This window comes from Paenibacillus nasutitermitis, assembly GCF_014641075.1.
Taxonomy (GTDB): Bacteria; Bacillota; Bacilli; order Paenibacillales; family Paenibacillaceae; genus Paenibacillus_Z; species Paenibacillus_Z nasutitermitis.
Genome location: NZ_BMHP01000012.1, coordinates 1 through 13,644, shown reverse-complemented (window position 1 = coordinate 13,644; position 13,644 = coordinate 1). Strand labels below are relative to the sequence as shown.

General features: G+C 47.6%; 15 protein-coding genes, 1 rRNA gene and 1 riboswitch. Of the genes, 2 read left to right on the top strand and 14 right to left on the bottom strand.

What is annotated here, in order from left to right:
• Window positions 1-108: 108 nt before the first annotated feature.
• The 3 genes from IEY46_RS33570 to IEY46_RS33560 form a co-directional block, all read right to left on the bottom strand.
• Window positions 109-1,260, bottom strand: a complete 1,152-nt coding sequence (locus IEY46_RS33570; RefSeq protein ID WP_229750723.1) for a resuscitation-promoting factor — start codon at window positions 1,258-1,260, stop codon at window positions 109-111.
• Window positions 1,261-1,501: 241 nt separating this feature from the next.
• Window positions 1,502-1,706, bottom strand: a riboswitch (cyclic di-AMP (ydaO/yuaA leader).
• 172 nt (window positions 1,707-1,878) lie between these two features.
• Complete coding sequence (locus IEY46_RS33565) at window positions 1,879-2,658, bottom strand: TatD family hydrolase (RefSeq protein WP_189000003.1); 780 nt, start codon at window positions 2,656-2,658, stop codon at window positions 1,879-1,881.
• 32 nt (window positions 2,659-2,690) lie between these two features.
• The gene (locus IEY46_RS33560; RefSeq protein ID WP_189000001.1) at window positions 2,691-4,001 is read right to left on the bottom strand and encodes an HD domain-containing protein; all 1,311 of its coding nucleotides are present in this window, start codon (window positions 3,999-4,001) and stop codon (window positions 2,691-2,693) included.
• Between the two features lie 273 nt (window positions 4,002-4,274).
• Here IEY46_RS33560 and IEY46_RS33555 point away from each other — a divergent pair, with 273 nt between their 5' ends.
• Window positions 4,275-4,529 (top strand): AbrB/MazE/SpoVT family DNA-binding domain-containing protein, encoded by a 255-nt coding sequence (locus IEY46_RS33555; RefSeq protein ID WP_188999999.1) that lies wholly within the window; start codon window positions 4,275-4,277, stop codon window positions 4,527-4,529.
• A 167-nt stretch (window positions 4,530-4,696) separates the two neighbouring features.
• On the opposite strand, the gene rsmI is transcribed toward IEY46_RS33555, so the two are convergent.
• The 10 genes from rsmI to IEY46_RS33505 all read right to left on the bottom strand — a co-directional run bounded on the left by rsmI (window position 4,697) and on the right by IEY46_RS33505 (window position 12,354).
• The gene (gene rsmI, locus IEY46_RS33550) at window positions 4,697-5,596 is read right to left on the bottom strand and encodes a 16S rRNA (cytidine(1402)-2'-O)-methyltransferase (protein ID WP_188999997.1); all 900 of its coding nucleotides are present in this window, start codon (window positions 5,594-5,596) and stop codon (window positions 4,697-4,699) included.
• On the bottom strand, window positions 5,593-6,372 hold the full coding sequence (locus IEY46_RS33545) for a tRNA1(Val) (adenine(37)-N6)-methyltransferase (RefSeq protein ID WP_189000137.1): 780 nt from the start codon (window positions 6,370-6,372) through the stop codon (window positions 5,593-5,595). Before IEY46_RS33545 ends, rsmI begins: the two co-directional genes overlap by 4 nt.
• A gap of 168 nt (window positions 6,373-6,540) precedes the next feature.
• Window positions 6,541-6,942, bottom strand: coding sequence for an initiation-control protein YabA (locus IEY46_RS33540; RefSeq protein WP_188999995.1), 402 nt, complete (start codon window positions 6,940-6,942; stop codon window positions 6,541-6,543).
• Between the two features lie 45 nt (window positions 6,943-6,987).
• A complete protein-coding gene (locus tag IEY46_RS33535) occupies window positions 6,988-7,788 on the bottom strand; it encodes a PSP1 domain-containing protein (RefSeq protein ID WP_188999992.1) in 801 nt (266 codons plus the stop codon).
• 4 nt (window positions 7,789-7,792) lie between these two features.
• Window positions 7,793-8,770: a DNA polymerase III subunit delta' gene (holB, locus tag IEY46_RS33530; protein WP_188999989.1), complete on the bottom strand. Its 978-nt coding sequence runs from the start codon at window positions 8,768-8,770 to the stop codon at window positions 7,793-7,795.
• Between the two features lie 93 nt (window positions 8,771-8,863).
• Complete coding sequence (locus IEY46_RS33525; RefSeq protein ID WP_188999987.1) at window positions 8,864-9,307, bottom strand: YaaR family protein; 444 nt, start codon at window positions 9,305-9,307, stop codon at window positions 8,864-8,866.
• A gap of 16 nt (window positions 9,308-9,323) precedes the next feature.
• Complete coding sequence (gene darA / locus IEY46_RS33520) at window positions 9,324-9,653, bottom strand: cyclic di-AMP receptor DarA (RefSeq protein WP_188999984.1); 330 nt, start codon at window positions 9,651-9,653, stop codon at window positions 9,324-9,326.
• 89 nt (window positions 9,654-9,742) lie between these two features.
• A complete protein-coding gene (tmk, locus tag IEY46_RS33515; protein ID WP_188999982.1) occupies window positions 9,743-10,399 on the bottom strand; it encodes a dTMP kinase in 657 nt (218 codons plus the stop codon).
• Between the two features lie 105 nt (window positions 10,400-10,504).
• Complete coding sequence (locus IEY46_RS33510; RefSeq protein WP_188999979.1) at window positions 10,505-12,022, bottom strand: aminotransferase class I/II-fold pyridoxal phosphate-dependent enzyme; 1,518 nt, start codon at window positions 12,020-12,022, stop codon at window positions 10,505-10,507.
• Between the two features lie 146 nt (window positions 12,023-12,168).
• Complete coding sequence (locus IEY46_RS33505; protein WP_188999975.1) at window positions 12,169-12,354, bottom strand: sigma factor G inhibitor Gin; 186 nt, start codon at window positions 12,352-12,354, stop codon at window positions 12,169-12,171.
• A 224-nt stretch (window positions 12,355-12,578) separates the two neighbouring features.
• Here IEY46_RS33505 and IEY46_RS33500 point away from each other — a divergent pair, with 224 nt between their 5' ends.
• Window positions 12,579-13,109: a transposase gene (locus IEY46_RS33500; protein WP_188999972.1), complete on the top strand. Its 531-nt coding sequence runs from the start codon at window positions 12,579-12,581 to the stop codon at window positions 13,107-13,109.
• A 275-nt stretch (window positions 13,110-13,384) separates the two neighbouring features.
• Here IEY46_RS33500 and rrf read toward each other — a convergent pair.
• Window positions 13,385-13,501, bottom strand: a 5S ribosomal RNA gene (gene rrf, locus IEY46_RS33495).
• Window positions 13,502-13,644: the final 143 nt, after the last annotated feature.

The window sequence follows — 13,644 nt, the reverse complement described above, 5'->3', positions numbered from 1 at the left end:
AGAGGCGATCGCCTCTCCTTATCATGGCATATTTATGTTTAAATTACGATATGAATGAGGTAAACGTTATTATGAGGGTTTGCTTCACGGTCTTGCAGTCTCGCCGGTCTAGAGAGCTGTGGGTTTCTTGGGCCCGATGACGTACACCGTATACCCTCGCTTCAAACCAAACTTCTCTGCATAGGATTCGCTCTCAAAATAAACGTCAATTTTCTTTCCTTTGACGGCACCGCCCGTATCTTCCGCCCGGCGGAATCCAATACCTTCGATATAGACCCACCAGCCAATAGGAATAACCTTGGGATCAACCGCAATGGTCCTGCCTTCTTGAACCTTCGTGCCAGACGCCGTTATCCCGTATTGCGGATGTTTCTTAGATTTGCCCGTCGAAGCAACTCCCGCCGCATAAGCGGTTAAGGTCACATTCTTCAGAACCTGCTTTGCTTTAAGCGTTTGGCCCTTCTTGGTGGTAACGATAGAAGCATCTTTCGTTTTTGCCGAGAGCACCACAACTTTAGGCTCCGGCTTCATCGTACCGACTGCTACGATTTTATCCACCGATTCCGCTTTGGTCAGCTTGGTAACCATAGTCTGGGACACAAGTACTCCGTCCGCATAGACATTCTCAAACTGTTTGACGATCTTGCCCTCGTTGCCGTTCTGGACAAGTTTTAATTTCCCCTGCAGCAGCTTGGGATCTTCCTTCTTCACAACGGAAAAAGGTACCGTGTAGGACTTCTCGGACATCTTCTTATCTATGCGTGTTACGGTAACACTCATATTCGATTTCACTCTGTCTTCCAGAGCCGGCCATATTTTATCTTCGCTTCGTATCGATATATCCGCTTGATCGATCACTGCTTTAACCGTTCTTTCTGTCGTGTACAACGTTCTTACCTTGCCGTCTGCCTTCACATGGACTGGCACCGCTTGATCAATTACAATACGGTCGCCGTCTTTAATCCCTCCGTTGAGAGGTAAGGACACCTTGTCATGCTGTCCTATCGTGATGGCTTGTTCATCCAGTAGGCGTTGAAGGACCCATTGTTTTGTCGAAACAACGGTTTCTTGTCCGTTCACTACTACGGAGACGTGCTTGTTAGCCGTTCCGTACAACAACACCAGAAACATGAAAGTCATAGCGATTGAGATCAGAGCGCTAAGTAATATTAAACGCACGTTCTCATGCTTCCATCGCAATGCGAAAGACATGCTGGATGATCGTTTACCATGGGTATCCTTAAGCTGGAGTGCGCCCACTTCTTCGGTCCTCCTTCATAGCCCCGCCGCCTAGTTACATGATTGCATTTGACGGTTCTATTGTTTTTGTTAGCGTGATTGCACGCCACTCCTGTATCCTTCCTCTGTACCTCCATGATAAACCCTATGTCGTCTTTTTACGCAATATTCAAAATAAAAGAAGCCAACGACGACAGAGGATCTGTTTCGTGGCTTCCCAATGACGACGGGACATGGATTAATAGCACGAGGTTGATCTCTCTATGTAACTTATTTACGCTTGCGAGGTTAGCTGTCGGATTCGGGCGAGAGAGTCGCCCTATTCCCGGCTGGCATATCTTGCTTATATGCCCCGTGGAAATTCACCCCAAGAAGAATTCAACATTGAAGTCTCGTGTTTGATACGAAATGTTTCAACGAATGGTTCCCCCGCTCTCCGTCATTCGGAGATTAAGCGATAGTATGGAAAAGGAATTGATGATTTGAAGCTCTGAGATGAATGATACCGTCTTTTGCCTTTCATTGTAAAGATGAAATTAATCGCGATTTTAACGAATTTTAAGGAAAATCACGTGAAAAACAGGCGTTTTGATGAAATAAAATTAGTTTTATCACCCGATATATCCGAAATACTACGCTTTATAGCCCTTTATCTTTAAATGAAAAACAATTCAGAGTATTTTCTGTCGTAATTTTCGAGATTTCTTCTAACGATTTCCCTTTAATTTCTGCAACCGTTTCTGCTACGAGACGGACGAATGCGGACTCATTGCGTTTCCCCCGATGGGGATGAGGGGCCAAATATGGAGCGTCCGTTTCGATCAAAATACGGTCCAGAGGAACCTGTGCCAGGACCTCTTTCGGCACACGTGCATTTTTGAATGTAAGCGGTCCCCCGAAGGAAATGTAGAAATTCATGTCGAGACATTGCCGGGCTGTCTCCCAGCTGCCGGAAAAACAGTGCATGACCCCTCCCACATCCTTGGCGCCCTCCTCCTTCAGAATCCGCAGCACATCTTCATGCGCATCCCGATTATGAATGGAGATGGGCATTTTTTTCTGCCGCGCAAGTTGAATCTGTTCGCGGAACACGCGCTGTTGAACGTCTTTAGGAGATGTGTCCCAATGGTAATCAAGACCAATTTCGCCGATTCCAACCACTTTGGGATGGTCACAAAGCGCTGCGATCCAGTCCAGGTCGCCTGGAAGCATATGGATGCTTTCCACAGGATGCCAGCCGACGACCGCATAAATAAAGTCGTACTGCTCGGCTAGCTGAATCGTCGTGGGGATGGTCTGCCGGTCAAAACCGACATTAATCAATTTTGAGATCCCTGCGGCTCTTGCCCGTTCAATCACTTCCGCGCGGTCTTCGTCGAATTGTTTCGAATCCAGATGGGTATGTGTGTCGATTATCATCCTTGTATAACTCCCTTTCACCAAGAAATGTTCTATTGTAAGAGCCCGAATAATTCACGAATATGGGGCGGCAGCCGGTGTGCCGATTCAATTAGGGGTTCTTCCGGGTAATACAAATGATATTTGCCCTGATGGATCCCTGTAATAGAACGAATTATATCTGATTTTCGCGAAATTTCAGACAAGCGCTCATCTTGTCCAAGCAGCAGAATCGGCGGCCGTTCGTCCTTGTCCATTATATCTTGCCCCAGTCGGTATACATCATAAGGCATATCATAAGGAAAGTCGATTTCCAGATGATAATCGGGATGAAGACCGATGGCTTGGAAATACGTACGGATTTCCTGCCACAATTTTTCATCGGCCTTGTCCATTGTAATGTATTTGTAAAGCTTGCGGTTGAGGAACCGGGCACATAAATCGGCCAGCAGCGCATCCTCTTCCTTCAGCCATTGAGTAAAGGCCGTTTGCATCAATGCTTCATCCAGCAGGAGATAATTTTCCACATCCAGCGTATCCTCCAGCAGATGGCGAAGCGGTTCAATCATCCATGAGAAAGTATAGCCGCCCCCATAAAGCTCGGTTGCTCTGCGAAATATCTGGCGAAGGATAATTTCCGAGCTTCGTGTGACAGGATGAAAATAGACCTGCCAATACATTTGGTAGCGCGACATGAGATAATCTTCAACGGCATGCATGCCACTCTCTTTGACAACAATCCGCCCCTGGTAGGGCCGCAGAACCCGCAGAATTCGCTCCAGATCGAAGGTTCCATAATTGACGCCTGTAAAATACGCATCACGCAGCAGATAATCCATGCGGTCGGCATCCATTTGGCTGGAGATGAGACTGACGACGATCGGCTGGTGGTAGGTCTTGCAAATGACGGCTGCCACCCGCTCCGGAAGCGAAGGATCGCATTCACTAAGAACCTGGTTGATTTCTGTATTCTCCCGCAATATTCGGCATGTCCATTCTTCATGATTGGTTTCAAACACCTGCTCGATAGAATGGGAAAAGGGCCCATGTCCAACATCATGCAGCAAGGCAGCGCATAAGGTTACCAGCCTTTCTTCTTTTGGCCAGTCGGTATAACCGCCCCGTTCGAATTGGGAAATGATTTTCCTTGTAATTTCATAAACACCAAGAGAATGGGAAAACCGGCTATGCTCGGCCCCATGAAAAGTCAAATAGGATGTCCCAAGCTGTCGTATCCGCCGCAAGCGCTGGAATTCCCGGGTATTAATGAGATTCCATATCGTCTCATCCTGCACGTAAATGTACTTATGGACCGGATCTTTAAATACTTTTTCCTCCGCTAGCGATTGGGGGCTAGGATTCATTGTTTTCCCCTCCTATGTTCGATTTTTCGACATATTTCTGTAGGTAAATGTCGAATAATGTCGTAAATTCATTTCCAAAACAGACAGCCCCGACGTGGTAATCGCAGACCGTTCTAATGCTCTAAGTTATAGAGAAAACGGTTAAAACGGAGCTATTTGAAGCATTATCAAGGTTGACTATTATGGGAAACGTTGGTATTATAAAAAGTAGAATAAATAGAACTTTGTCGAATAATGACGATTTAAGTATTTTGAGAGGGGCACGGATAGATTATGATGAAATCAACAGGTATTGTGCGCAAGGTAGATGAGCTTGGACGCGTTGTAATCCCTATCGAACTGCGCCGTACGCTTGGAATTGGTGAGAAGGATGCCCTGGAAATCTATGTAGACGGTGAACGCATCATGTTGAAGAAATACGAGCCCGCTTGTATTTTTTGCGGAAATGCCGAGAATGTCACTTATTTCAAAGGAAAAATTGTATGTAATGCCTGTTTATCCGAAATGCCAACTCCTGTAACAAAATAAGAGACAAAACCGAAATTATAGGTTATACTGTATTTAATAAACTTCCAATTGTTAATTCTAACCTTTTTAATACTCCTTGCCTTCCTGAGTTCTATCATCAGGAAGGTCCTTTTTTTATCCGCACTCATAAATGGCTTTCTTTTCCCTTGCTATCCTGAAAGGTGGGTTTATTTACGCATAATCTCATTGTAAACTTCCCGCTTCGCCAGGCCCCGGTCAACAGCGGTGCGTTTGATCGCTTCTTTGCGGTCCATGTTCTGCGCTTCATAACGTCCCACATGTTCCTCCAAATTCAAGTCCGTCCACCATGCCTGCTCGTCCCCTTCAAAATCGCCAGCCGCAGCGGCTCCTGCTCCCGCTACAACCAGGCAATACTCGCCAAGAGGCGGATGTTCCTCAAGCCATGCCAAACATTCTGATATTTTCCCCCTTGCCGCTTCCTCAAATCGTTTAGTCAGCTCACGGGTCATCGCCATGTCGCGGTCGCCCCATTGCTCCAGCATGGCCGCAAGTGTTTTGGCTACCCGGTGCGGCGATTCATAACAAATGATCGTTCCATCCTGTTTGCGCAGCCGCTGCAGCCAATCCTGCAACCCCTTGCGCTCACGCGGCGGAAAGCCGGTAAACAGAAAACGTTCTGTTGGCAGCCCTGAAATAATGAGCGCCGAAAGCGCGGCATTGGCGCCAGGGATCGGTACGACGGCTATGTCCTCCTCTACGGCGGCCGCAACCAGATCGGCTCCCGGATCGGAAATAGCAGGGAGGCCGGCATCGCTTACGAGCGCAATGGATTGACCTTCCGTGAGAAGACGAATCAGCTCGCTGCCGCTTGCTGCCTTATTATGCTCGTGATAACTGACCAGCCGGGTGGAAATTTCAAAATGCGTCAGAAGCTTGCGCGTTTGGCGTGTATCCTCCGCAGCAATCAGATCTACTTCCTTCAATGTACGAACGGCGCGAAAGGTCATATCCTCAAGATTTCCGATCGGTGTTGCCACCAGATAAAGCGTACCTGTTTTTAGATGCTCCTTATCCTTGTGCGTCACAAAACTTTGCTGAACTTTCATGTTGGCTCCATCCTCGTTTCCGGCTGATGATTTCCGTAATAGATCTCCATAATCTCTTCATTATAATTACGCTCTTCATTATAGACGATTAGAGGCGCCAGCAGTTTGACATCGGGCTTGCCGTCACGCACCGCTTCGATCAATACCATATTGGCCTCCGCTTTGGCATGGGGATGAACAAAGCGGATCCTCTTCGGCTCCAGTTTCCATTTGCGCAGCGTTTGTGTAATTTCGATCAGCCGTGACGGCCGGTGCACCATGGAAACCCGTCCGCCGGTACGGACCAGCTTGGCGCAGGCTGCCACAATTTCATCCAGTGTCCCGTTCAATTCATGCCTGGCGTTTGCCATATGTTCATTTTCATTCCTATCGCCGATTCCTACCGGCATATAAGGGGGATTGACCGTTATGGCATCAAAACTGCCATAACCGCCGTGCTCAATATAAAGGCGCAGATCGCCTTCATGAATATGAATCTGCTCCTCCAGCCTGTTCCATTTCACGCTTCTCCTTGCCATGTCAGCCAAACGCGGCTGAATCTCGACACCTGTGATAGCTGCTTTTGTGCGGGTGGACAGCAGAAGGGGAATAACCCCGTTTCCCGTGCATAAGTCCAGCACTTTCCCCCTGGGGGGAACACCGGCAAACCGCGCCAGCAGTACCGCATCCATGGAGAAGCTGAATACTTCCCGGCTCTGAATGATGTGCAGCTGATGCGTCAACAAATCATCCAATCGCTCATTGCTTAATAATGTTTCTTCATTAGATTGTTCCATCACGTGCGAGTTGCCCTCATTTCATTCATTCTTAACCGGTTTTTAGAAGTTCTAAAAATGAAGCATGTTATTCATTATGCATTTTTATTCACATCTCGCTTTTTCATATCCATAACTTCTGCAGGGATGAAAACAAACAAGACCCGAAAGGACCGGGTCTTGTTGTAATCATTCCTTATTGAGAAAGGATAGACAGAACAAACAGTCACCCTCCGTACGCAAATGCCCGTAATACAAGTTGCAGATATGAAACCCTTCGTGATAAAGCCGGGCCAGGTTATCGTAACCCTCTCCAACAGCTGTCTCCTGATCTACAGGCATATACGGATTCTGCTCCTCCGTCATGCCTTGCTCCTCTTCAGCTCCTGCCAGATCCGGCTCTGCCTGCGAGGAGAGTATCGCTGTTTCCCGCTTGAAGATTTTTCGCAGCTGCTGATTCTCGATACTGAGCCGTTTGTTTTCTTCAAGCAATGATTTAACGTGCTGCTTAAGAGAGCCCAGTTGGACATGGAGATTTCCCATATTCGTTTCCAGCTCGTCCATTTGATTAAATAAATCCTTCTTATTCAAGTTCCCACCCCAAAGACTGTTCAGCTTCGGACTCACGGATTCCGCTTATTTAATTACGACATCATCCAGCGGCAATTCCTTCGGCTTCCCACCATCAAATAGTTGCACATAAACGGATTTGGTGCCAACGTTTATTCCGGTTACCTTGCCTTCTCCCAAAGAAGTGACAACGACCTTCCCTACCGCCGGGAGCTCTTCACGGACACTTTCGTAATTATCATGCTCATACTTCAAACAGCACATCAATCGGCCGCATAAACCGGAAATCTTTGTCGGATTGAGCGACAAATTCTGGTCTTTGGCCATCTTGATGGATACCGGTTCAAAATCGCCGAGCCAGGATGAGCAGCAGAGAACGCGCCCGCAAGGGCCAATCCCGCCCAGCATCTTGGCTTCGTCCCGCACACCGATTTGCCTCAGTTCAATGCGGGTACGAAAAACACTGGCTAAATCTTTTACCAATTCGCGAAAATCAACACGGCCTTCAGCCGTAAAATAAAAAATAATCTTGTTTCGGTCGAATGTAAATTCGACGTCGACCAGCTTCATTTTCAGCTGGTGGTCTTTTATTTTATCCAAACAGGTGTTAAATGCATTTCGAGCGGCTGACTTGTTCTCGTCAACGATCTTGGCATCACTATCACCTGCAATACGAATGACTTTCTTGAGTGGAAGGACAACATCCGATTCACCGACTTGTTTATGCCCAACCACAACCTTACCGTATTCAATGCCCCTTGCCGTTTCCACGATAACATGCTGGTCTTTATCGATGGGAAACTCAACAGGATCAAAGTAATAAATCTTGCCCGCCTTCTTGAAGCGGACACCAACGACGTTATACAATCCTTCACCCCTCCTGTATGCGGATTAGCATTTGCTCCAGAGCTAACTGCGGGGGTACATGGGCACGCATTCGTTTGCCTGCCTCGAGCGTATGCTCCATGCATCGTACCCAACCGTCCGCTGAACGTCCGAATGCATGTTTGCCGATCCAATCAACCTGATCTATAAAAACGAGTGCCTCATGTCTTCCAGCTTGAAAATGTATCATATCTTTATACCATAATACGAGCAGGGACAGCAGCTGCTGCGGCTGATCGCCCAGACCCGTCTTAAACACTTGTTGTTGGGCGGATATCATCGCCGCGGTGAATCGGCTCAGACTATCCTTGCCTAATTGTATCACTACATTTCTCATTTCTGCAAACTCATTCTGTTGGATGATGGATCGGCATGCTTCAAGTCCCGAAGCCAAATGAACAGCAGCCCTAGCCAGCAGTGGCGGCACATCCTCTGCAACCAGCGTTTGAAGCATATCTGCAGGAGCGAGGGGCTTAAAAGGCACCCACTGCGTTCGGGAACGGACGGTGGGAAGCATAGCTTGTCCATTTTCCGTCAGCAAGAGGGCTACAACCGGCGTCTGCGGCTCCTCCAGAAACTTGAGCAGACTGTTCGCAGCTTGCTGAGTCATTGTTTCGGCACGCTGCATAATATATATTTTTCGTTCCGCTCCAGTACTGCGGTAGGCAAGTTCCCGCTGAAGCTCACGTATTTGGTCAATTTTGATGGAAATCCCGTCCGGTTCCACGATATGCAGGTTCGGCTGATTGCCATGTTCGAACTTGCGGCAGGCCAGACATTCCCCGCATGCATCATCCAGCCCCTCCGTACAAAACAAGGCTTTCGCGAATGCTTTGGCCATCGCCATTCTTCCGCTTCCCGTCGGTCCGGTAAACAGATAAGCATGCGAGACCTTTCGGGTACGCAGCGCATGCTGTAAAATTCGTTTCGCTGTCGGCTGTCCAGCCAGTTGCGCGATACTCATAACATTATTCCTTTCGCCTTTCACTTCAGCCGCCAGAAGCGGCGGCCATCGCCTTATAGGGATGGCCTGGTCTTGCATGAAGCTGAAGTCCATTTAAAAAAACAGATTAATCAAAATTCCCCGTATATCGCCGATCTTTTGCAAAAGTTCCAAACGTCCTTCTTCCGTATCAAGCAGCTCTTCCCCCATCGATAGGAGAGCGGAATCCACCTCATCGAGCAGTTTGTAACGTTTAATCCGACCGCGCCGGTCAAATCCTTTTGTTTCCTTCATGCCGACACCGCGCTTAACGGTATCCTCCAGAAATTTCTTGATCATCCTGCGGTACAGCTGCAGCTCGCGAACGGTCATGGATCTGGACAAACGCTCGCCCTGATTATGAATATCCTGCAGCTTCTGCTGGAGCTGTTCCATCGTCCGCTGCTCATCCTGATGCATCATGACATCGGTGAAGTTTTTTGTCTGGGCAGGTTTTAATCCTGGATCCGGTCTTGCGCGATCCTGCCCTAACGGGCGAAACCCCGGATTGATTTTCATATGGAATCACGCCCAATCAGAAGTGTTCGAATCTTTCTACAGGAACAACGAAAACGGCTGCCCCGCCAACCTGCACTTCAACTGGAAATGGGATGTAAGCATCCGTGGTGCTGCCCATTGGCGATACTGGCGAAACAAGCTGATCGCGCACTTTACAGTTGGAACGGATGACGTTTAGAACTTCATGTACCCGCTCATCCTCGATACCGATCATAAAGGTTGTATTACCTGCACGCAGGAATCCGCCCGTACTGGCCAGCTTGGTTGCTCTAAACCCTTCTTGAACGAGTGCATTCGACAATCTGTTGCTGTCTTTATCCTGGACAATCGCGACCACTAATTTCATTCCAATCCCTCCCGAAAATATTATCTTACCCGACAACCTGTTTGCAATATGTGTACGATATGTTCTACGGCAATAAAAAAGGTCTACTATTATAATTTGACATCGTTTGCAAATAATCCTTTAAAACGCTCCATGATAATCGAGATGGAGTCACTCAGTAAGACCTCAGGGGCACATTCGGCATTTAAACGGACAATTCGCTCCGGATTTTGCGCTTGCAGTTTTTCATACCCTTCTCTAACCAGACGGTGAAAAGAAAGTCCCTCCAAATCCAGGCGGTTGATTTCCCGGCCGGTCCCCTGATGAATACGCGAAAGTCCCTCTTCTGGGGAAATATCCAGCCACAAGGTCAGCTGCGGCATCGTATCCTCAATGGCAAAACGGTTAATCGACCAAATTTCCTCCATGCCAAGTCCCCGGGCATGACCCTGATACGCCAGGCTGCTGTCGACAAAACGGTCACAAATAACGAACATGCCTTCAGCGAGCGCCGGTATGACCTTCTCCGTCAAATGCTGACGCCTGGCAGCAGCATACAACAAGGCTTCCGTTCTTGCTTCCATAGCGGTATTGCCTTGATCCAGAATGACACTGCGGATTTGCTCGGCAATGGGAATGCCGCCAGGCTCACGAGTCGTCATGACCCGCACGCCCCTTGCTGTCAGTGTACGCGCGAGCCCATCAATGAGTGTCGTTTTTCCCGCGCCTTCACCGCCCTCTATCGTCAAAAAATTTCTTGGCTCCAATCAAAAAGCTCCCTTTTATATGGTTTTCCTTGTCCTTATCATAACAAAGCCTGTACAAAGCGTAAATGTTTTCTGCCGTTATACGTGGTATAGGGTTCATAAATGCTAGTCCTTGCGGATCACAGCAAGTTTTTGTAATGTCGGATCGGAAACACCCTGACATTTGGCGCCAGTCCGCGCTAACTCTTTCAAAAAAAGGAGGACATCCGGCCGGATCAATTCGCCCGGATACAAGATCGGGATGCCCGGCGGATATGGTATGACCGCTTCAGCCGCAATTCGGCCAGCAGCCTCTGTGGCAGCAATCATTTCCACTTGATCCCGCCTCATACGCCTGTTGCTGAAGAGAACCGGTTCGGAAATCGGACAGGCCGAATATGACAGGAATTTTCTCATGTTTACAACATCGGGGGATTGGACAGCAAAATAATAATCGTTATATGGTTGTTCTTCTTCTTCTATTTTCATAAATGCAGCGATCAATTTATCATAATCCGCCTTTGAATTCGACATCCCAAATAAAAGAACCACATGAGATGAATCCGCCATTTCTGCCCAGCATCCTTCTTTTTCCAAGCGTTGCTGAAGATCATACCCTGTATATCTTCCGGTTCGATCCTTCACAATGACTCGAAGGGGATCACATTGCGCATTGAGAGTATTTGCCGGCTCTTCCAACCATGCCGAGGATTGCTTCACCCATTGCCGGAAAGCCTGAGCCGATTGTATCCCCTTTTCAAACAAGGAAGGACCAAAAACATCGATCATTGCCCGGGCAATATCAAGTGATGCCATTATCGGGTACGACGGGCTGGAACTTTGGATCATCGTTAATGCTGACGTAACAGCATCCCGATCAATGCTGCTGCCTTGAACATGCAGCATCGCACCCATCGTAAGAGCCGACAACGTTTTATGCGTCGATTGTACGACAGCATCAGCCCCTGCCTGCAGAGCAGAGACAGGGAATGAAGGATGCTGCCCATAATGTGCGCCATGTGCCTCATCGACCAGCAGAAGACAGTTATGTTCGTGAACAAGCTCCGCATACAGATGAAGATCCACACTTCGCCCATAATAGCTGGGATTCGACAGAAATACGGCTTTTGTTTCCGGATATCGGGTTAGTGCCTCTGCAACATCGGACAACTCCGGAATAATATGCAACCCTGATACCGGATCCGTTTGCGGAGAGAGAAAAACAACTTTTGCCTGGGCAAGCATTAATCCATTCAGAACCGATTTATGAATATTTCTTTGCACAATAATCGTATCACCCGGATTGCAACTGGCTAATATCATGGCCAGATTGCCTGCTGTACTGCCACCAATCAAAAAAAAGGTTTGCTCCGCACCGAAGGTCATAGCTGCCAAATTCTGGGCCTCCGCAATAACCGCTGCCGGACTATGAAGGTCATCCGTAACAGAGAGCTCTGTCACATCCAGAGCCATAATCGTCTTAAATATATGGAAGGCATCCGGATCAAGTTCTTTCAGCATATCCAACGATTGCCCATATTTATGTCCAGGTACATGGTAGCTGCCTGGGTTTGAGTCGTACAAATTTATTAATGCCTTATATAGTGGAGCATGGAAGAGAGAGAGAGTTTTACTGGTATTCATATCAAATATAATACTCCTTCATCGATCATTGGGATGATGCCATTGGTATGAGTTAGGCCAAATAAATATCCCCGCCACCCCATTACAGGCCAGCTGTTCGGGTAAACGGGGATTTAAGTCGATGCTTCTTTCCCTTCACTAAACAATCAGGCATTCTTCTGAATCCAGATTTGCTTCAGCTGATGAATAAAGAAGGGATACTTGGCATCCTGGACTTCCGTTCTGACCATTTCCAATTCACAGGATTCGCAAATAAACTCATTAATAATACGAAGACCTTCCAACTTTTCATGACCACAAATAATACAGCAGCTTCCAATCGGCTCTTCCACGTTGCTTCACCTCGACTTTTCAAAAATTACTCATTGCTACTAGTATGCCGCATAGTCTAGCATCATATACTTGTTTCATAGCCCGTTTCAAATAGCCCTACATCATATGATACACGAGTGAAAAGGGTGAAGGATATCAAAATATTGTTTGCCTCCCCCGCTCTTCATAAAAGTCATCCAATTTCCGATACATTCACTAGTAGGATGGAGGGGACATAGAGTCAATGAGAGGGACGCTCGCCGAACAGGAAAAAGCGACAATTTATCAATATCAGCTAATTCGTAAAATCATGATTCGAAGCGAGCTGATGTGGAGCTATTTAAGCATAGCATTCATAATTTCGATCTTTCAGCTGGTTCTTTATCAGAAAGACGGAGCGCTAGCCATTGTCCTTGGAATCGTTGCGACTCTGCTGATCCAGTTTATCATTATCCGTCTGACTCTGGTGCGAGTAGACGAACCGGACAATCGCCGTTGGGGCTGGAGGATCCTATTACCCTGGGTCGGATACATCCCGATTGCCCATATCGAACTTGCTCTCTTTCGCCGCCTGCACCGTCATATGCTTTGGCTTGGGTTATGCGCCATTGGCGTGGCCTATCCTTGGGCCAATGAAGCCCAAATGATCAGTATGATTTGCTGGCATCTATGGATGCTGGCACCACGGATGATCCTGCTGCACAGTCTGAGAAAAAGCCGACGGGACGGGGTCCTTCGCATCCAGGCGACGGATGTAAGCTATTACCATCGGTGATGCATATCGGTACATATTAATGGCTACATCAAAGAGCAGCTCCTGGCTGCTTTTTATTATGTAAGAATGGTCATAGACAATTATACGTATTAGGGATCATAGGCGGTCATATGCATGCCGCATCAATCATCATCAACGGCAAAACGGGCTGGCATTCTTAATAAAAAGATCTTCAACAATAAAAACAGGGAAACAATAAAAACATAAATAAACCTGGGAACAAATAAACCCGGAAACAACAAAAAACCGACCGCAAACTGCGGTCGGTTTCTCGTGCTTGGCAACGTCCTACTCTCCCAGGACCCTGCGGTCCAAGTACCATCGGCGCTGAAGGGCTTAACGGTCGTGTTCGAGATGGGAACGCGTGGTTCCCCTTCGCCATTGCTACCAAACGGGATGTATCGGCTTAACCGATCATCAATCGGGCAAGTTACACCCTGAAAACTGGATACGAACGTTTGCGAAACGTTTAGAAGGTTGAATGTGTTAGGATAAGCCCTCGACCGATTAGTATTCGTCAGCTGCACGCATTTCT